24 protein-coding genes and 3 tRNA genes are annotated in these 15,711 nt (G+C 48.6%); 10 read left to right on the forward strand and 17 right to left on the reverse strand.

The window, feature by feature from the left end; translation table 11 throughout:
- Positions 1-63: 63 nt before the first annotated feature.
- The 3 genes from ACP5H1_RS00675 to ACP5H1_RS00685 form a co-directional block, all read right to left on the reverse strand.
- Entirely contained in the window at positions 64-696 is a 633-nt protein-coding gene (locus ACP5H1_RS00675; RefSeq protein WP_427970627.1) for a haloacid dehalogenase, read from the reverse strand.
- A gap of 42 nt (positions 697-738) precedes the next feature.
- Positions 739-831, reverse strand: a tRNA-Ile gene (locus ACP5H1_RS00680).
- 44 nt (positions 832-875) lie between these two features.
- Positions 876-1,496, reverse strand: coding sequence for a hypothetical protein (locus ACP5H1_RS00685; RefSeq protein WP_427970629.1), 621 nt, complete (start codon positions 1,494-1,496; stop codon positions 876-878).
- Positions 1,497-1,615: 119 nt separating this feature from the next.
- Here ACP5H1_RS00685 and ACP5H1_RS00690 point away from each other — a divergent pair, with 119 nt between their 5' ends.
- On the forward strand, positions 1,616-1,789 hold the full coding sequence (locus ACP5H1_RS00690; protein ID WP_427970631.1) for a 50S ribosomal protein L40e: 174 nt from the start codon (positions 1,616-1,618) through the stop codon (positions 1,787-1,789).
- Positions 1,790-1,965: 176 nt separating this feature from the next.
- Here ACP5H1_RS00690 and ACP5H1_RS00695 read toward each other — a convergent pair whose 3' ends face one another.
- A complete protein-coding gene (locus tag ACP5H1_RS00695; RefSeq protein WP_013267027.1) occupies positions 1,966-2,253 on the reverse strand; it encodes a 30S ribosomal protein S26e in 288 nt (95 codons plus the stop codon).
- Positions 2,254-2,487: 234 nt separating this feature from the next.
- On the opposite strand from ACP5H1_RS00695, the gene rpl18a reads away from it, so the two are divergent.
- Genes rpl18a through ftsY form a run of 3 tightly spaced genes read left to right on the forward strand, consistent with a single transcriptional unit; the run spans position 2,488 to position 4,134 of the window.
- Entirely contained in the window at positions 2,488-2,754 is a 267-nt protein-coding gene (gene rpl18a, locus ACP5H1_RS00700) for a 50S ribosomal protein L18Ae (RefSeq protein WP_427970634.1), read from the forward strand.
- A 3-nt stretch (positions 2,755-2,757) separates the two neighbouring features.
- Positions 2,758-3,213 carry a prefoldin subunit alpha gene (gene pfdA, locus ACP5H1_RS00705; protein WP_427970636.1) on the forward strand — a complete coding sequence of 152 codons (456 nt, stop codon included), beginning with the start codon at positions 2,758-2,760 and terminating at the stop codon, positions 3,211-3,213.
- Positions 3,214-3,219: 6 nt separating this feature from the next.
- Positions 3,220-4,134, forward strand: coding sequence for a signal recognition particle-docking protein FtsY (ftsY, locus tag ACP5H1_RS00710; protein WP_427970638.1), 915 nt, complete (start codon positions 3,220-3,222; stop codon positions 4,132-4,134).
- On the opposite strand, the gene ACP5H1_RS00715 is transcribed toward ftsY, so the two are convergent.
- The 5 genes from ACP5H1_RS00715 to ACP5H1_RS00735 all read right to left on the reverse strand — a co-directional run bounded on the left by ACP5H1_RS00715 (position 4,131) and on the right by ACP5H1_RS00735 (position 8,099).
- Positions 4,131-4,970: a CBS domain-containing protein gene (locus tag ACP5H1_RS00715; RefSeq protein WP_427970640.1), complete on the reverse strand. Its 840-nt coding sequence runs from the start codon at positions 4,968-4,970 to the stop codon at positions 4,131-4,133. The two genes, ftsY and ACP5H1_RS00715, sit on opposite strands and share 4 nt — an antisense overlap.
- Positions 4,971-4,999: 29 nt before the next feature.
- The gene (locus ACP5H1_RS00720; RefSeq protein WP_427970642.1) at positions 5,000-5,980 is read right to left on the reverse strand and encodes a CBS domain-containing protein; all 981 of its coding nucleotides are present in this window, start codon (positions 5,978-5,980) and stop codon (positions 5,000-5,002) included.
- Between the two features lie 7 nt (positions 5,981-5,987).
- Entirely contained in the window at positions 5,988-6,833 is an 846-nt protein-coding gene (locus ACP5H1_RS00725) for a CBS domain-containing protein (protein ID WP_427970644.1), read from the reverse strand.
- A 142-nt stretch (positions 6,834-6,975) separates the two neighbouring features.
- On the reverse strand, positions 6,976-7,821 hold the full coding sequence (locus ACP5H1_RS00730; RefSeq protein ID WP_427970646.1) for a hypothetical protein: 846 nt from the start codon (positions 7,819-7,821) through the stop codon (positions 6,976-6,978).
- An 80-nt stretch (positions 7,822-7,901) separates the two neighbouring features.
- Positions 7,902-8,099, reverse strand: a complete 198-nt coding sequence (locus tag ACP5H1_RS00735) for a hypothetical protein (protein WP_427970648.1) — start codon at positions 8,097-8,099, stop codon at positions 7,902-7,904.
- A gap of 244 nt (positions 8,100-8,343) precedes the next feature.
- Between ACP5H1_RS00735 and spt4 the strand changes: the two genes are divergently transcribed.
- Positions 8,344-8,547, forward strand: a complete 204-nt coding sequence (spt4, locus tag ACP5H1_RS00740) for a transcription elongation factor subunit Spt4 (RefSeq protein WP_427970650.1) — start codon at positions 8,344-8,346, stop codon at positions 8,545-8,547.
- Positions 8,534-9,097: a GTP-dependent dephospho-CoA kinase family protein gene (locus ACP5H1_RS00745; RefSeq protein ID WP_427970652.1), complete on the forward strand. Its 564-nt coding sequence runs from the start codon at positions 8,534-8,536 to the stop codon at positions 9,095-9,097. Before spt4 ends, ACP5H1_RS00745 begins: the two co-directional genes overlap by 14 nt.
- 51 nt (positions 9,098-9,148) lie before the next feature.
- Here ACP5H1_RS00745 and ACP5H1_RS00750 read toward each other — a convergent pair whose 3' ends face one another.
- Positions 9,149-9,346 (reverse strand): hypothetical protein, encoded by a 198-nt coding sequence (locus ACP5H1_RS00750; protein WP_427970654.1) that lies wholly within the window; start codon positions 9,344-9,346, stop codon positions 9,149-9,151.
- A gap of 214 nt (positions 9,347-9,560) precedes the next feature.
- A tRNA-Pro gene (locus tag ACP5H1_RS00755) sits at positions 9,561-9,667 on the reverse strand.
- A gap of 378 nt (positions 9,668-10,045) precedes the next feature.
- Here ACP5H1_RS00755 and ACP5H1_RS00760 point away from each other — a divergent pair.
- Positions 10,046-10,387 carry a hypothetical protein gene (locus ACP5H1_RS00760; RefSeq protein WP_427970656.1) on the forward strand — a complete coding sequence of 114 codons (342 nt, stop codon included), beginning with the start codon at positions 10,046-10,048 and terminating at the stop codon, positions 10,385-10,387.
- A 13-nt stretch (positions 10,388-10,400) separates the two neighbouring features.
- On the opposite strand, the gene ACP5H1_RS00765 is transcribed toward ACP5H1_RS00760, so the two are convergent.
- From ACP5H1_RS00765 to thpR, 3 genes are read right to left on the reverse strand one after another with little or no spacing between them, the layout of a single operon-like run.
- Positions 10,401-11,210, reverse strand: a complete 810-nt coding sequence (locus ACP5H1_RS00765) for a hypothetical protein (RefSeq protein ID WP_427970657.1) — start codon at positions 11,208-11,210, stop codon at positions 10,401-10,403.
- On the reverse strand, positions 11,150-12,523 hold the full coding sequence (gene cca, locus ACP5H1_RS00770) for a CCA tRNA nucleotidyltransferase (RefSeq protein ID WP_427970659.1): 1,374 nt from the start codon (positions 12,521-12,523) through the stop codon (positions 11,150-11,152). The genes ACP5H1_RS00765 and cca overlap by 61 nt, the downstream gene beginning before the upstream one ends.
- Positions 12,520-13,101 carry an RNA 2',3'-cyclic phosphodiesterase gene (gene thpR, locus ACP5H1_RS00775; protein WP_427970661.1) on the reverse strand — a complete coding sequence of 194 codons (582 nt, stop codon included), beginning with the start codon at positions 13,099-13,101 and terminating at the stop codon, positions 12,520-12,522. The genes cca and thpR overlap by 4 nt, the downstream gene beginning before the upstream one ends.
- A gap of 56 nt (positions 13,102-13,157) precedes the next feature.
- Between thpR and ACP5H1_RS00780 the strand changes: the two genes are divergently transcribed.
- From ACP5H1_RS00780 to ACP5H1_RS00790, 3 genes are read left to right on the forward strand one after another with little or no spacing between them, the layout of a single operon-like run.
- Positions 13,158-13,529 carry a DNA-binding protein gene (locus tag ACP5H1_RS00780; RefSeq protein WP_427970663.1) on the forward strand — a complete coding sequence of 124 codons (372 nt, stop codon included), beginning with the start codon at positions 13,158-13,160 and terminating at the stop codon, positions 13,527-13,529.
- A 10-nt stretch (positions 13,530-13,539) separates the two neighbouring features.
- Positions 13,540-13,695, forward strand: a complete 156-nt coding sequence (locus tag ACP5H1_RS00785) for a 50S ribosomal protein L39e (protein WP_013267044.1) — start codon at positions 13,540-13,542, stop codon at positions 13,693-13,695.
- Between the two features lie 11 nt (positions 13,696-13,706).
- The gene (locus ACP5H1_RS00790) at positions 13,707-14,027 is read left to right on the forward strand and encodes a 50S ribosomal protein L31e (RefSeq protein ID WP_427970666.1); all 321 of its coding nucleotides are present in this window, start codon (positions 13,707-13,709) and stop codon (positions 14,025-14,027) included.
- A 59-nt stretch (positions 14,028-14,086) separates the two neighbouring features.
- Here ACP5H1_RS00790 and ACP5H1_RS00795 read toward each other — a convergent pair whose 3' ends face one another.
- From ACP5H1_RS00795 to priX, 3 genes are all read right to left on the reverse strand, one after another.
- Positions 14,087-14,767, reverse strand: a complete 681-nt coding sequence (locus ACP5H1_RS00795) for a translation initiation factor IF-6 (protein ID WP_427970668.1) — start codon at positions 14,765-14,767, stop codon at positions 14,087-14,089.
- Positions 14,768-14,843: 76 nt separating this feature from the next.
- Positions 14,844-14,954, reverse strand: a tRNA-Gln gene (locus tag ACP5H1_RS00800).
- A 154-nt stretch (positions 14,955-15,108) separates the two neighbouring features.
- Positions 15,109-15,591, reverse strand: coding sequence for a DNA primase noncatalytic subunit PriX (gene priX, locus ACP5H1_RS00805; RefSeq protein ID WP_427970670.1), 483 nt, complete (start codon positions 15,589-15,591; stop codon positions 15,109-15,111).
- Positions 15,592-15,711: the final 120 nt, after the last annotated feature.

Raw genomic sequence — 15,711 nt, forward strand, 5'->3', positions numbered from 1 at the left:
TAAATCGGCTTTTAAAGGGGTCGTAGGGGAAGTCAACAAAGGAACGGAGCCTTGGTTTTCGTGTTAGACCCTTTTAGCCTCAGCTAGCGCTCTTTTAAGTTCTTCCCTAGATTGTATGTCAACCAGGATAGCTTTAGTGTCGTCTATAAGGCTTCTTGCGACGTCTACCTTATGCCTAACTCCAGGAAGCACGGAATCAGGATAGTCGAGAGATCTCATCGAAGTATATATGGCCTCCATGATTTCTAAGAGTCTCCACGCAAGATCTATGTCGCCTTGTCTTAGCTTTTCAAGCGATAACCTTCTAAGTTCTCCAACCACATCACCTAGCCCCTGCAGATAGGGCACCGGATGTACTTTGAGTTCCTCAAAGCTGGGAACTTTACCTTCGACTACTATAGAGTAAAAGAGTTTGGCCTCCACGTACTCACTTACTGCATTATATACTAGCCCAGAGTACGCAAGTTCAGGATGGGCAGAGGAGAGGTCAAGCATTCTTCTGGTGAGATTCTCACACTTGTCCAGATTTTCCTTAGCTTTGGCTATATCGCCCTGATGTAGGTATGTAATGCTCCAGCCGCTGTACCTTATGACATCCCTTGACGTTTTGACTATCTCTTCTCTGTCAGAGTCTAACGATTTAAGAAACCTGTCAGCGCTTTCAACGACCGAAGGTATTATATCCCTCACATCCATTGCGAGCACCCCTAAGCAGGAGGCCTCAGGCCTTTTATGTGATGGGCCCGGGGGGATTTGAACCCCCGACCGCCCGGTCTCTGACGTACCTGGCTGATATCAGCCGGGCGCTCCACCGAGCTGAGCTACGGGCCCTTCGGAGACCAGGTGGCTATTGAGTTTTAAAAAGATTAGTGGCATCACTGAGGTGGCAGGGAAAGCTTCAGCAGGTTTGCATGCTCATCAGTTATGTCAATTTCCATGTACTTGGCTAGCGACATGCTGCCATCAGGGGCTACATTAACGGTGTGGAAGAAGAACTTCTTTGAATTCGCATCTGCAGTGAATAGCCTGATCTCCTTCAGCGATCTCAGGTACTCCCTCAGGTCTGGGTCAGACGTTATGGTCGAGAACTGCTTGGTGGCCAGCCATGCCCTAACGTGTATTAAGAGCGATCCTCTATAATTAGCTGACCTGAGTGACTTTAGCGTCTGCAGGACCATCTTAGCAACGTCGCTCATCCTCTGTTCCCCGCCGAAGGCTATATAGACGGCCTCTGCGCCCCATGCAACTATTCTCTTGGCAACGTCATCCATGTTATCTGCGTAGTCAAAGAAGGCTACCTTGCCGGGACCGTAGCCATAGGTGTCTAGGTACGCCGTTGCAGCCGCCGCAGCTATGGACTCGCATATTCTGTCAGGATAAGGTATGACTGCAATTCTGTTGAAGCCCTTGAAGAGCCCTATGCCCACTAGCCTGCCCGTGAGGGCCCTTAAGTAAGCCTCCTCGCCTATGGAAAGTTTGCCCGAACTTGCGTACATATGTATCGCGCCACTAATTAGAATGTCTTTTCTAGTATAAAAATTTTTAAGTTAATTAAGGCTCTATAACGCTTAAAAACCTATTGGATGAAATATGAGATCTGCAGGAGGTACAGAGCATGCCAGTAACTGACCCAGAGCTGGTTAAGATCGTCCAGAACAGGGTGTTCAATGTACTCATATGCAGGAAGTGCGGCGCCCATAACCCTCCAGGCGCCACTAAGTGCAGGAGGTGCCATAGTAAGGATCTGAGGCCTAAGAGGAAGGAGCTGGCTAAGGTAAAGGCCGCCTAAACGCCCTTATTGGAGGCAAAATAGCTAGACGTCTCAGCCTTATGGTCGTTATTCTATAGCGTTGGTTCCTGCCACATTACGTTAAAATTAACTCGATTGAAGAAAGGGATTTAACAGGTGCTGAAAGATAGCCTGCGCAGCCCTCTCTTTAGGCAGTTTATTTTAAGCCCTCAGGTTTAGATTAAGTTCAGTCTTGGCTTTCTTTCATCTTCAGGCCTTATCTTAACTAGGCCGTAGTGTATGGCACAACTTATGCAGTAGCACTTGGTGACTGGGTACCTGGGTATTATAGCCCCCTTCTTTTCAAGTTCTGCGGCAAGCTGCGGGTCAACGGGAGAGTAATTCCTTGTGACGCAGATGGCCTTATCCTCAGGAACAAGCCTTCCGCAGTTGTCACACTGAATCATCTTAGATTTGCCCTTGTCGCCCTTTCTTCTTCCTCTGCTCTCCCTTTTCTTTGGCATAAGTTAAGCACCTCATACCTGCTGTGACCCTGCGTTATTAAGTTATTTTGAAACGGAGTAAGACCTTCTCGAAGAAGTTGTGCTGCTACTCGGTTACCTGTTATTTGTGAGTTCGCTGACTCAACTCGCAGCGTCGATAAGAGGCCATGCTATCACATCTTGTCGCCAATGCGTTTGAGGCGGCGGTACGCTTTTATTTCAGGTAAGGTTCTACCTGCTGAGAGGGGCTTACTAATGAGCAGCGACGCGAGGCCGAGGGTATACCTGATAGAGGGCCAGATGATGCTATCTCACGATAAGTTCCCAGAATGGCATAAATTTAAGGTATTTGTAAGAGCAGTCAAGGAAAGGGATGCTCTCGAAAGGGTCTACTCAGAGCTAGGGAGCAGGCATAAGCTGAAGAGGTACCATATAAGGATTCTCAATGTGAAGGAAGTTCCCTTAGAACAGGTGACAGATGCACATATACTCTCCCTAGCAGAGGCTACCAGGGTGAAGTAAAGTTTGGCTGAGCAGCAAAAGCGCGTCGTAACGCTTGACGACCTAGTGGCTCAGCTTGACGCAATAAGGGCCGAAGTTTCAAACTTAAGGGATCTCCTCACACAACTAGTAGCTCAGAGGGACTCCGTCACCAAGACCAAGGAAGGCCTTGACGCTATTGCCAGGTCCCCTGAGGGCTCCCCAGTGCTCTTTCCTTTGAGCAGCGGCTACGAGGCCCTGGTAGAGGCAACGCCAAGCGACAGAAATAAAGTGATAATTCATCTTGGGGCAGACATATATGCAAAGCTTGATGTGGCTGAGGGCCTCAAGGTTCTGAGCGAGCGGGAGGGCGAGCTTAACAAGCTAATAAATGAGGTGAGCCAGAGGCTCGCCCAGCTGGAGTCCCTGGAGGCTCAATATGAAAGCGTGATTCAGCAGGCCGTGGCATCAGCCCAGCAGGGCAGGACCAGGCAGGGTTGAGCCGTTGTGTTCGATAAGCTGAGAAGCGCTCTGAAGGGCTTTGCGGCGTCTATAAAGGAAGCTGTTGAGAAAAAGGAGCTGGGCGAAAAGGACCTGGAAACCCCCCTGGAGGAGCTTATGGTTAACCTTGTCGAAGCGGATGTAGCCTATGATGTTGCAGAATCCATAGTAATGGAGCTTAAGACTAAGCTTGTTGGAAGTAAGGTACCAAGGGGCACCGATGTAGAGGATTACGTCTTAAATTCTCTTAAGAGCTACATAGCTACGTTATTCAGTAACGGCATTGACCTAGTGTCTGAGGCTAAGAGGAAGTGCAGCTCAGGGCTGCCCTATGTGATAACGTTCTTCGGCGTAAATGGAGTTGGGAAAACGACGACTATTGCAAAGGTAGCTTACATGCTAAAAAGCTCAGGGCTGACGCCAGTTATAGCTGCCGCTGATACCTTCAGGGCAGGGGCCCAGGAACAGCTGAGAACGCACGCTGAGAGGCTGGGGGCCGCATTTATAGGTGGCAGCTACGGCGCTGACCCTGCAAGCGTGGCCTACAACGCCATAAATTACGCTAAGAATAGAAAAGCTTGCGCTGTTCTAATAGACACAGCCGGCAGGATGCACGTAGATGCCGATCTAATGTCCGAACTTAAGAAGATAGTCAGGGTGGCCAATCCTGACTTGAAAGTGCTGGTAGTCGATTCCCTTACAGGTAATGACGCTGTTGAACAGGCGAAGAGCTTTAACGAGAGCGTGGGCATCGATGCTATAATACTCACCAAGTTGGACGCGGACCTAAAGGGGGGCGTAGCCATATCCGTTGCAGCAACCACCAAGAAACCCGTGATTTACGTAGGTGTAGGGCAAAACTACAGCGACCTAAAGCCTTTCAGCCCAGATTATATAATTAATGCGATATTTGGTAATTAAAGAACCCTGGCTGCCAGTTGCACTATGTCTTGCTTGGTAACTATTCCAATTAACTTTCCTGAATCATCGATCACGGGCACGCAGCCTATTCTTTCAGCTGACATAGATCTTGCAACTGCTGCGGAATCCTCATCGCCTCTGGCCGTTATAAGCTCCTTTGACATTATATCCTCGGCTACTGGCACTAAGTAACTCCTAAGGCTCACTATCTTGCCCTTAAGTGGGTCTACGACCTTGTTTTTTATATACCTGTCCTTGCCCCTGGCCATGAAGAGGGTCGACGGCATATAGGCAAAGGCTAGGTCCTTCTTAGAGACCACGCCTATAGGTCTTCCGTCGCTGTCCACAATTACTACTTTGCGCACTGGGCTCGATTCTATCAGCTTTGCTAAGTAATATATGCTATGGGTCGGGCTGGCCTTAGGGAAGTCCGTTCTCATGACGTCCAGAACCTTTAGTTTGCCCTCGTACCTATCTCCATAGGCTCTTACGACATCTGTGCGGGTGATTATACCCGCAAGCTTTCCATCCTTATCAACTACTGGAAGCCCACCCACCTTGTGCCTTATCATGAGCGAGGCCGCAGTTCTAAGGCTCTTATTTTGATCTATGGTTATTACATTCTTGCTCATAGCTTCGGAGACCTTTATGTCATCGAGGGGTCTATAATAATTCGAGCCGTAAAGCGAGTCTATGATATCGGTCATGGTTATAACTCCAACAGGCTTCTCTGACTCATTTACAACGACAAGCCTCCCTATATCTTTCTTGAGCATCAGATTTCTAGCATGAGCAAGCGTATCGTTAGGTTTTACGACATAGACTGGACTGCTCATATAAGTGGAGACTCTCGGGGCCACATACCTCACCTCAAGGCAATCGAGATAAGTACATCCCTCTCAGTAACTATACCCTTAACTTCGTTATTCTGATCTATAACTATGAGGCTGTTGGTGTTACGGGCATTCATCAGAGAAGCCGCCTCTGCGATGTCAGCGTCTTCGTTAATAGTGGCGACGTCTTTGCTCATAATCTCTGAAATCCTGGTGGAGAGCACGTCTTCTATGTCATAGCTGGATAGCTTCTCAAAAGCCTCATGGGATCCAAAGTATGAGATAAAGTCCATAGCGCTTACAACGCCAACTAGGTAGGAGCCGTCTGCAGAGAGCACGGGTATTCTCCTGAATCCATATAAAGACATCAGTTGCGCAGCCCTCTTAAGAGAGTCAGTTTCAAAGGCCGCAACTAGACTGGTTGTCATGACGTCCTTTACTTTAACATTGACGTCCTTGTTTATAAGGTATCTTACTAGGTCATGTTCTGTAACTACTCCGTAAGGCGTGCCATCGCTTAAAATTATGGGTACGAGGCCTATGCCATTGAGTACCATTATCCTAAGGACCTCTGAGAGCCTTGACGAGGTAGTAGCATAAAGGGGGGTCGGGTTCATAAGGCTTTCAACGCTCTCGGACCTCAACGCGCTAAATACGTCCCTCTTATGGCGTTGCTCTACTATAGAGTAAAGCTTTCCTCCTCCCAGGTAGTTCACGATGTCAGTTGCCATAATGGTGCCTCTCAGCTTATTACTTGAATCAACGACCACCAGCCCCCTTACCCTCTTCGAATACATAAGCTCCAGGGCTTCTAGTATTGTGCTAGTGAAGGTTATAGATATGGCTGGTTTTGACGCTATCGAAACAATGTCGCCCTCCTTCTCCTTGACCCTCTGGCTCCAGTTAGGCTCGGAGTCTGCTCTAAGATATTTAGTGCCTTCCCACCTACGAACTCCCACTGTGGACACTACCTTGGCGCTCCTCGATAGTCTGAGATTGCTCTGCCTGTTCACTTTTATCTCACCTCGTCACTAGCCTGGCTATGTCTTCTCTATCAATGATGCCTACTAGTTTAAGTTCCTTACTGGAGTTAACTACAGGGATCCTTCCATAGCCGCGCCTTGACATCAGGCTCACGACTTCGTAGACCGTGGACCAAGGGAACAGATAAACGGGTCCCCGCGTCATAACCTCTTTAACGCGAGGCCCCCGTGAGGCTCCGGCCTCGCTCTCAAGGTGTATCCTGCTGTAACCTTTGCTAATTAGGTCGTACTGAGTTATCATACCTACGAGCCTTCCGTTGGAATCAACCACTGGGAGGCCTGCATACCTAAGCTCCCGCATCTTATTCCATATCTTAGAAATGAACTCGTCCTCCTCCGCGGCAACAGGTCCCTTAGTCATATAATTCTCAACCGCAAGATCCTTAAGGTCGTCCTTACAATAGTTGGCTGCCAGCGAGACCAGGTCATCAAATGTAAAGAAGCCAAGGAAGCGGCCATCAAGGCCAACGATTGGGGATGCCCACTCATCAGCCTTTATCATAAGGGACACTGCCTCCTTAACGGACTGATCAGGCCTTAAAGTAACTAAGGGTTGCTCGGCCAGAGAACCAGCCACGGCCTCGGTTTTAGAGGACGCCACAGTGAGTATGGCGCCCCTAGTTATGACGCCAAGCAATCTGCCGTCATTATTAACGACGGCAACGCTCCTAACGGCTTCTTCCCGTACGATCCTTCTTACTTCTGAGAGCTTCGTCTGGGGGTTTACTGAAATCTTGGAGGAACGGCCTAAATCAATAACGTTCATTATCTTGAGTTCACCTATCTTGCCTAATGAGGAACTCTTCTTTGTGCCAGATAACACAAGCTGTCCCCAATATTTTATGGCTTTTAAAGGATTTAAATTATAATAACTAGAACTGCACAGCGCGCTCATTAACAATAAGTCATAAAGTGTTGGCTTAGGTTTTGCGCCACTTCAGGATCTTTAGTCTTGACACAATAACTTAGAACTCCGTTATAGTTTCGCTTGGCGAGACTTTTCTGCACTCTTGAGGATTACGGTCGCAAAATTCCATGAGCGAAACAACTTTTACTTCGATGCCAAGCTTGTTCTTTAAGAACTCTTTGAGCTTGCTCTCAGACCCCATTACTACAACGACCCCGGCTAGAGAGGCCTGCCTAACCCTGACAACATCTATGAGCGATGAGAGCTGGTAAAGCTTATTTCCATCTACGAGAACTATGACTACCCTGCCTTTACGTGGGACGCACTCCTTGGGGAAGATCAGCGAGTCATAGTAATCTTGCGCAACCTTATAGTTTTTAACTATTATATGGCGTGAATATGGGGTGCTTGAAGGGGCACATAACCTGCAGTGAAACGCGTCAGAGAGCATGGCCCCAAAGGCTGTTGAGTACCCGTCCTTGCCTGTCACTATAGCGCTTACCTTTTCGCCCTTGAACAGTTCCATGGCCTTAAGCTCAGCCAACGTCATTATACCAGGGTTGCTGAGTATCTGCCACGGTTCATCGCTGTCTTGCAGGGACTTCTTTATGGCTTCATCTATGAGCCCCTCCCTCTCTATCTTTTGGAGTAGCTTCTCTGCCGTCACCCTCTCTGGGACGCTCCTGAGCGAGACGTAGCGCCAAAGTATTTGCGCTGAGACTCCGAGTCTGCCTTCGAGTTCCTTAAAGGAATAGAAGTGCTTAAGCGCGCTCAGCACCTTAAACAGGAGGAACTTGAGGTTACTGTCACCATTTACCATCTGTGTATACTCCTGCTGCGAGGTGCTGGTGTCATGCAAGGGTCCTGCAGTATCCTTAGAGCTGCTTTCCCTGCCGCCCTCCATAGGCTCTCTAACTCTCGTTAAACTTTACGCCTGTTATGTTTAAAAGGCTGGCGCTTCCGAAAAACTTGAGATATATGATCTTAGAACTCCTCTTCCTCCTCTTCCTCTCCCTCCTCGCTCTCTTCGCCGCCCTCTTCCTCCTCTCCCCAGTCCTCCTCTTCCTCTCCCTCCTCGTCGCCTACGTATTCTTCGTCCCACCCTTCCTCCTCTTCGCTTTCCTCAGGCTCCTCGGTCTCTTCCTCTCCCTCCTCGTCTTCGAACTCTATATCCTTGGGCACGTGCATTCACCTCGGCGCTTTTTGGTTGCTCTTTGCGTGAAATTATATAAGTGTCTACTTGTGAGATGCTACGGTATGGGTAACCCTAAACATAAAATAATAGCAATACATGATAATATGTGGTGAGCAGACTTGACAGGAGGATTTATAAGGTATTTTTGAAGGTAACTAGCCTTTTAAGCAGCTGCTATAACCTTACCTAACAAGGAGAGCAAAAGTGCCTGTTAGAGCGCCAACAAAGAGAATGCCTTACAAAGCATGCAAAAACTGCGGCGCGTTGGTTCCCAGGGACTCAAACGTATGCCCTGTATGTGGTGGGACGACCTTCGTTGACGACTGGGACGGGGTAGTGGTGGTATTAGATAATTCAGAGCTTGCTGCGAGACTAAAGTTCGCAAAGAAGGGCATGTTTGCGCTCAAGGTGTCAGGCTCCTATGTGTTCAAGTAGGAGAACCGCTGATGCGTTAATAAGTTATGTCATACCAGCTCCTGCAAGGATCGACTTCTCTAGCCCAAGAGGAGTTCTCGTGAGTGGACAGCTTAGGCGTATTATAGAGATGCAAGACTGGGTTAAAGTGATATGCCTTGGTGATGTGGTGTCAGCCTACTGTATGGAAAGCGCCAGGCTCCCCGATGTGATAGTCTTTGATGGCAAGACCCAGCGCACTGAGAGCAGATTTGTCAAGGAGGATCTGCTCAGGGGCGTGGGCTTTGGCTTAATTGAAGTAAGCAATCCTCCAGGCGGCCTCAGCGTTGAAGCTATGGAGACCTTATGTGACGCTATAAACAGTTACAATGGCAGAACGGCTATTAAAGTAAACGGTGAGGAGGACATGCTTACACTCGCAGCGCTTTCCTGCGCGCCTGCCAACAGTCTTATAATTTATGGGATACCAAATAGAGGTGCCGCGGTTGTAGTGACAAATGTCATTATATCACGTGAGGTACAGACCAGATTGCTTAGACTTATCCCCTCAAGCATCATGGTTCAAGCTTAGGCTAGGCAGTAATTTTTAGTTAAAGTTCAGGGACTGCAGTAAAACCATCGGCTAGCCGGTGTAGTTTCTCAGAAGCCATGAAGGGACGTTTTTAACGAGCTCGTAGGCCTCCTCCCAACTGTTTAATGACAGCTCACTGGCCAGCTGCTCCAGCGTCATATTCGTCTTAACGTATTTTCTAAGCAATTTTATTACTTCGTCAGTAAGCTCTATCTCCTTATCATCAATCTTAACTTTGGGCCTCTCCATATAGCCTCCCAGCGACTTTCAGGTTGTTAGGTTTAAAAGTGTTGAGCGCTTCAGGCTGGGCTGACAAAGGTTTTGCAGTGACGTACTCTTATTGAAACTCTTAATGTTGAGGTACAGATCTTACCGGGTGGCTTCATTTAACCTCATAGCCCAATATTAATTGTAGAACCAACTTTCGTGTCAATAAGATCGCTTATAGCGTCTTTGAAGAGAGTGGTGGGGCCGCGGGGATTTGAACCCCGGACCACCAGCGATCTAGGCGGGCCTGGCATGGGGATCCGCTCCCCAGGCTGGCATCCTACCAGGCTAGACGACGGCCCCACCATACTTCACACTGAAGCTCTATGGGTTTAAAACTGTTAACCAGGTCCTTTGCCTGACCTGAGGTGCAAGCTCTCAGCAGATAATAGAACTTATGATAACGCATTACCTTTAAAACATTTACTGAAATTGGAATGAATATTGCTATACTAACAACACGGGATTTCAACTTCTTAAGATTTCATAGAAGCTGTGTAAAAGTATACCTTGTCATAATATTATTTCAGAGGTGTTTTATGTAATAGCATTTAACAACTTTCAACTTACTAGCCACATGCTCTATCACGATCCTTTGGAAAAAGCCGTTGCTGAGAGACCTCGATTTCTATTAATGTAACTTCAGGGTAGGTATTACTTAGGAAGCCTGGTGGAGGCCTTATGGAGAGCGCCAGAGAAGGGGTCGGTAGAATAATTATAAGGTGCCATAAGTGCGGCGCAATCCTTTACAAATACGCTATAGGAGATAAGAGCGATAGAAACAAATTTAATGGACCACCGCTTCCTAAGAAGGCCCTTAGCGGCTTCGACGGCATGACGTGCCCCATGTGCGGAGCTAGGCTGTCGCTAAGGCCTGTAAGTATCAGGTTCCACTCAATGGAAGAGTTTGGAAATCTATACATAGAAGATAAATATAGGCTTCTGCTGAGGAGCTCCTTGCCAAGCGGCCTGCTTTCCGCACAGCATCCTGCAGACAGTACTGTTGATATAGATGACGAGTGAGTTTTGAAAGGGTTTATTGTAAACTCCTACTTTTTATGTTGTTTAGTACTAATTTTATGATGGAACCCTCTACTTCAGCATACTCCCGAAAGCTACAGCCAGCCTCATAAGTTCTGAGCAACTCACGTATACGTTTAGAAACGCCGCCGTGGAACCTTATGAGAAAGAAGCTTGCTACCTTGTTTACGTTACCACAGCCATAGGAGGTAGATTCAAGGTCTACTATTAAGGCACTATTTAAATTCAACGGATCAGGATACATTACGTTACTCAGGGGCCTGTTTAGCTCTGCGTGAAGCAGGCCAGCCAAATCTAGCGCTCTCGCAGCCCTTAGGGCTCCTCTGACAGCGGTAGCCAAGTCATCCGTATTGTACAGGTGTGTGAAGTACAGGTCTATCACCTGCTTTAATGACGTCGAACCTACGTAATCCATTAGTATCATGTTGTCGGTGTACCCATAGACCATAGGAGTTGCTCCATAGCGGGAGCCCAGAATAAGTTTTCTGGCCTCGTCAGACAGACTTGCCCTCTTGCTGTCGGTCCTTTTGATCTTAAGCGCTCTTAGGGCGCCATCCGCTAAAACTTTCACCACTATACCAGCATGGCCTTTACCTAATACCCTAAGTCCCTTTAGGATAAAGTCAAGCCTTGTGGGGCCTTCTAGGCATATCCTGTCAACTCCAAGCGAGGAAGCCTCGGATATGAGCCTGCTTACGTCACAGCCTGCAGTTGCTTTAGGATAGCAGAGCAGGAGCCTCGCCGCTAAGGAGCAGAGGGGGGCACTAACCATGCAGGCATTGACGCCAGTTCCCTGCGAATCCATTCCTTAAGCCCCCAGTCAGCCAGCTCGACGTTCCTTGCGTCATCAGATACCATAACTTTACAGTTCCTGGTGCCCTCGGGAAGGGGCGCCTGCCTGATAGCGAGGTTCAGGAAAAACTCTATGTCCGGACGGCTAAGCCTTTTTACGCTCATTAACCTCCCTTCGCCTATCCAGATACCATCATTAATTCTGCTGGCTATGAAGTCCTCCAAATAGTCTACGTTGATGTAAGGCTCGGGACCTTCTACGACCTCTAAATTGTTTAGCCGTAGCGTGTTAACTAGGAAACCCGCCGCGGCCTTAGACTGCTCGTCGGTGTAAAATGAGTGCTTAATCAACTTAAACCCATACTTGGTCAGCAAGGTAGCTATAGATCTTGACGCCCTTGCAAGCCTTCCCCACACATCGCCCGGGGGGTAGTTTGCATAGTCGCCCTCGCAGATCACTATGGCCACTGGGATACCATACTTTATGCTAGCGTATTTGGTGAAGATATGGAAGAACTCCTTCCGAGGCCTCTTAAGGTAAAGCTTGGCTGCGGCCACTGCAGTTGAGAGCTTCTCTAGGGTTACCGCGGCGGCGGCATTCCTTGTGGGGTCAACAGGGTCTACAACTATTAACGGCGAGTCAGGGTATCGCCTAGAAAGCAGGTTCTTATCGCCAACATTCTCAGGGTCCACATAGACAGGAGGTTTCCACTTAGAGATGGCCTGAAGGGCTCCCTCAAAGCTGCCATAGGTTATTATCAGAAGCTCCGTGAGGTAGCCTGAGAAGCCACCTATGTGCGCCTCAGCCCCGTAGACTCCCACGCCCTTGAAGAAGGACTTGAGCAGTCTCACTTCATCGGCGCTACCCTTGTCAAGTTTGGAGGCCACGTACCTAGTATGAAATGGGGTTCTGCTGACCCCCATCAGGTTTCCCGTAGGCTTCTCTCTGTAAACTGCTGGCACGACGTCTGCCTCAATTCCCATCAAGGACACGGTAACGTAGGGGTGCTCGCTATACTTTACTATGGTTGGAAGGCCCTTCAGGGAGCCCTCGAGCAGCTCCCTTCCTTTGCTCTTTATCCACTCGTCGCTGACGCCTTTAAGTAGAACAAAAATGTCCAGCTCCCAGTGGTCTGCAAGCAGCGTACCCTTTGCGAAACTGCCTTCGGGCTCTATAATAAAGCCAAGACCTCTCTCGCTAAGCTTGGCCTGCAGGCGTGACTTAATCACTTCATAGAACTTAGAGAGGGTCCTTAACTGGAGTGGCGTGGGCCTTAGCCTCTCCAGGACCTCCTCCTCAAGCCGCCGATGATCATTAAGGCTCATCCAACGCGGGCCTCCGCTATGGTCTCGTAGATGGGACCTCTTGGTGTCAAAATGCTCTTCTTAAGTCTAACTGCGTTAACTACCATCTCGCCAACCTCGTATGAGGAGTGTTCTAGTATAAACTTGGCGACCTCTGGATTAGAGCGTTCCTTGAATCTTGCTATAGTTATATGTGGTGTGAACTCCTCGTCACTCTCATATTTAATGCCAGTATCTCTAAGTAGTTTATCCAGCTGATCCCTTATTGACTTGAGCTCATCGAAGCCCTGAACTATGCCGACCCAGATTACCCTCGCGGAGCTTGGCGAGGGGAAGGCGCCTACTCCAGAGAGCTTCAAAGTAAAAGGCTTAAACCTCAGCTTAGGCAGCACACCAGACCTTATGTCGCTTACTGCAGAGTCAGGTATTTCCCCGAGGAACCTAAGGGTTACGTGAAAGTTCTCCGGCTCCACGAGCTTCATCCTGACCCTTGTTGACTCCAGCTCCAGCTCTAGCTCCTTAAGCTTGTTAACTAGCTCTGGCCTGTCTATGTCAACTGCTATGAAGGCCCTCAACGCTGCTCCCTTGAGCTGTGTCACTTGCACCCTTAAGATGTTTTATTAGGCCTCTGGGCCAAAGTTCTTTGGGATCGGCAGTGAGCGGGTACGGAGACTACGACGACTCAGACGAGTATGATGAGGAGCTTGAGGAGATCAAGAGGAGGAGGCTTGAGGAGCTGAGGAGACAGGCGGAGGCCCAGAGGAGGCAGCAGGAGGAGGCGGCCAAACGCGAGGCAGAGCTGATGGCAATCTTAAGGGCTATACTTGATCCTGAAGCTTTAAACAGGATAAACAACCTCAAGCTTGTGAAGCCCGAGCTCGCAGATGCCGCCATTCAGACTATAATATCACTAGTGCAGGCAGGAAGGCTCGTACCTCCGGTAAACGATGATACCGTGAAAAACATTTTAATACAGCTAGATAGCAGGTCTCGCAGGGAATACGAGATAAAGTTCAAGTGGAAGTGAGGGAGGTTACATGTCAAGGCACAAGCCTCTCGCCAGGAAGTTGCGCCTGGCCAAGGCATTCAAGAGCAACCAGCCGGTGCCTGCGTGGGTAATAGTAAAAACTTTAAGGAAGTTTACATTGAATCCTAGAAGAAGACACTGGAGGGTATCAAAGCTGAAGGTGTGAGGTGAATGGCCATGGAGCCTGGAGAGGCCTTCGTATATACTTTCAATCTAAGCAAAGTCTACTATGGCCGCAGATCAAACAGGGCCAAGAGAGCAGTGGACCTATTGAGGTCTCTGGTGGCCAGACACGCCAAGGTCTCGCCGGAGTCGGTAAAGATACTCGATGATGTTAATAATTACATTTGGAGCCGGGGCATACAAAGGCCACCAAGAAGGGTCAAGATATTAGTAAAGGTTATCAAGGACGAGGAAGGGAACGTGAAGGCCCTAGTTGAGATGGCCAATAAGAAGCTAAGGCCAGGCAAGATCGAACTCAAGGAGAAGAGTCGGTAAAACTTAGATAAACCTTTTCCAGACAGGGGCTGAATAATCTCTGATGTCCGGGATTTTGGTTAAAGTCCTGAGAAGACCATCTGTATCCTTGCTATCTCAGGGCCACTGGTGTTGGCACCTACTATTGCCCCTCTATTGTTAACAACTAGGCCTGTCTTAATAAAAGACACCCCAAAGTTTATAGTGCCTGTCTTGAACGGCACCTTAAATAAATCCTTCAGGAACTCGAGCTCGTCGTCGCCGGTGTCAGGGTGAGAGAGCCCTCCTATATCAGTCACAGCTACGACCGCGCCAACGGTGCTTATGCCTGATATAGCTCTCTTCGCCACCTCCACGCCAAGTACATCCGAGATAAGCTTAGTCGCGCTGTTATCAAGGCCAGGGTACACCAGCGCTCCATGACTATTGGCCGCCACTAAGTTACCTATCGCATTGCTAGACGAAGGGACGACACCTATGTTCATGGAGCTCCCTAAGGCTTCCTTGAGCGTTTGGAGCTCCCCCTCAGTTATAGTGCTCGGCACTAGGAGACCGTTATTATTGCCAGCAACAAGAACTCCTATCAGCCTGGTCCCCATAATTGTCACTTCATAAACGTCAACACCAAGTATATCCTCTATTAGCTGTTTATCCTTCTGTTCCATGTCTGGGGGTACGAGGGCTATCTTGTCATTGGCGAATATGTACACTCCTACGTTACTGTTACCAAACACCTGCATCTTGGCTACGTTGAAAGTCAAAGCTCTCCCTCTTCACTTCTCTAGCAGAAGGTTTCATGGTTAAAAGGTTAATCAAAGAGTCATATGAGCAACGATGTGGTAGCCGGGCGGGGATTCGAACCCCGGTCACGGGGGCTCTCCCGGCCTCCGCAATCTAGCGGCCAGCGCGTCCAGAGCCCCGCATCCTTGGCCGCTAGACGACCCGGCTACCCGTACAGAGATCCTTCGTTTTGGGTTTAAAAGGATTGTAGGCCTAGGGTTGTAAGGACGACCCTTGATATAATCGTTGCTGTAGGGACATGATGCCAGAAAGGCTAAAGCAACCTACGATAGTGTAGCCCCTTCATTTGACAGCGCAAAATCTACGACCTAGTAGTAGTTAGGGTGTCGACCTGCCCTTTGCCGCTCTCGCTGGTCAGTTTAAGTACTGTATTGTAGAGGTCTGGGTCCTTTTCCTTTAACTTTTCGAGGCTCCACGGTTTCCAGCCTCCGGACTTAACTTTACTTACAACATTCCTAATCCAGGAATCGTACACCTTGCTGCAGTTGCCAAAATTTTTGCAGCTTCTCTCAAGGAAACCTCTTATCTCGTTCACAGCATCTGCCTCGTTTAGGCCTTTTACATTGGCTAAATATCTTGAAAGAACGTAAAGTATGAGCCTATGCCTCCCGTCTGGAACTCCAGTGCTCAGTATACTTTCTATCCATGAAAAGCCGCCCCTACTCTTGACAGCAGCAGCGCTGCACACGTTTACATTTGGACACATGGTCCTGAGAACGCCCTCAGCTATTTGAGGGCATTCCGCCGGCGACTCTTCGCATCTCTTAGCGGCTTCAGCGAACACGGAGATGCCCTCTCACCGTCGAATCTATGAAAAGCCCCGCCTTAAGTAGTGTAGACCCTACGTCGGACTAAGCTTATGTAAAAGAGCCTTTAAGGACTTTTAAAACAACTTCAGGAGCAA

Source organism: Acidilobus sp., from assembly GCF_049973875.1.
Lineage (GTDB): Archaea > Thermoproteota > Thermoprotei_A > Sulfolobales > Acidilobaceae > Acidilobus.

Bases quoted from the DNA above. Each gene is read 5' to 3' on its own strand.
- ACP5H1_RS00745 (WP_427970652.1), top strand. From the start codon at position 8,534: ATGTGTTCAAGTAGGAGAACCGCTGATGCGTTAATAAGTTATGTCATA.
- ACP5H1_RS00760 (WP_427970656.1), top strand. From the start codon at position 10,046: ATGGAGAGCGCCAGAGAAGGGGTCGGTAGAATAATTATAAGGTGCCAT.
- ACP5H1_RS00730 (WP_427970646.1), bottom strand. From the start codon at position 7,821: ATGGAGGGCGGCAGGGAAAGCAGCTCTAAGGATACTGCAGGACCCTTG.
- spt4 (WP_427970650.1), top strand. From the start codon at position 8,344: ATGCCTTACAAAGCATGCAAAAACTGCGGCGCGTTGGTTCCCAGGGAC.
- ACP5H1_RS00685 (WP_427970629.1), bottom strand. From the start codon at position 1,496: ATGTACGCAAGTTCGGGCAAACTTTCCATAGGCGAGGAGGCTTACTTA.
- ACP5H1_RS00690 (WP_427970631.1), top strand. From the start codon at position 1,616: ATGCCAGTAACTGACCCAGAGCTGGTTAAGATCGTCCAGAACAGGGTG.
- ACP5H1_RS00675 (WP_427970627.1), bottom strand. From the start codon at position 696: ATGGATGTGAGGGATATAATACCTTCGGTCGTTGAAAGCGCTGACAGG.
- ACP5H1_RS00785 (WP_013267044.1), top strand. From the start codon at position 13,540: ATGTCAAGGCACAAGCCTCTCGCCAGGAAGTTGCGCCTGGCCAAGGCA.
- rpl18a (WP_427970634.1), top strand. From the start codon at position 2,488: ATGAGCAGCGACGCGAGGCCGAGGGTATACCTGATAGAGGGCCAGATG.
- ACP5H1_RS00715 (WP_427970640.1), bottom strand. From the start codon at position 4,970: ATGAGCAGTCCAGTCTATGTCGTAAAACCTAACGATACGCTTGCTCAT.
- ACP5H1_RS00790 (WP_427970666.1), top strand. From the start codon at position 13,707: ATGGAGCCTGGAGAGGCCTTCGTATATACTTTCAATCTAAGCAAAGTC.
- ACP5H1_RS00695 (WP_013267027.1), bottom strand. From the start codon at position 2,253: ATGCCAAAGAAAAGGGAGAGCAGAGGAAGAAGAAAGGGCGACAAGGGC.
- ACP5H1_RS00750 (WP_427970654.1), bottom strand. From the start codon at position 9,346: ATGGAGAGGCCCAAAGTTAAGATTGATGATAAGGAGATAGAGCTTACT.
- ACP5H1_RS00765 (WP_427970657.1), bottom strand. From the start codon at position 11,210: ATGGATTCGCAGGGAACTGGCGTCAATGCCTGCATGGTTAGTGCCCCC.
- cca (WP_427970659.1), bottom strand. From the start codon at position 12,523: ATGAGCCTTAATGATCATCGGCGGCTTGAGGAGGAGGTCCTGGAGAGG.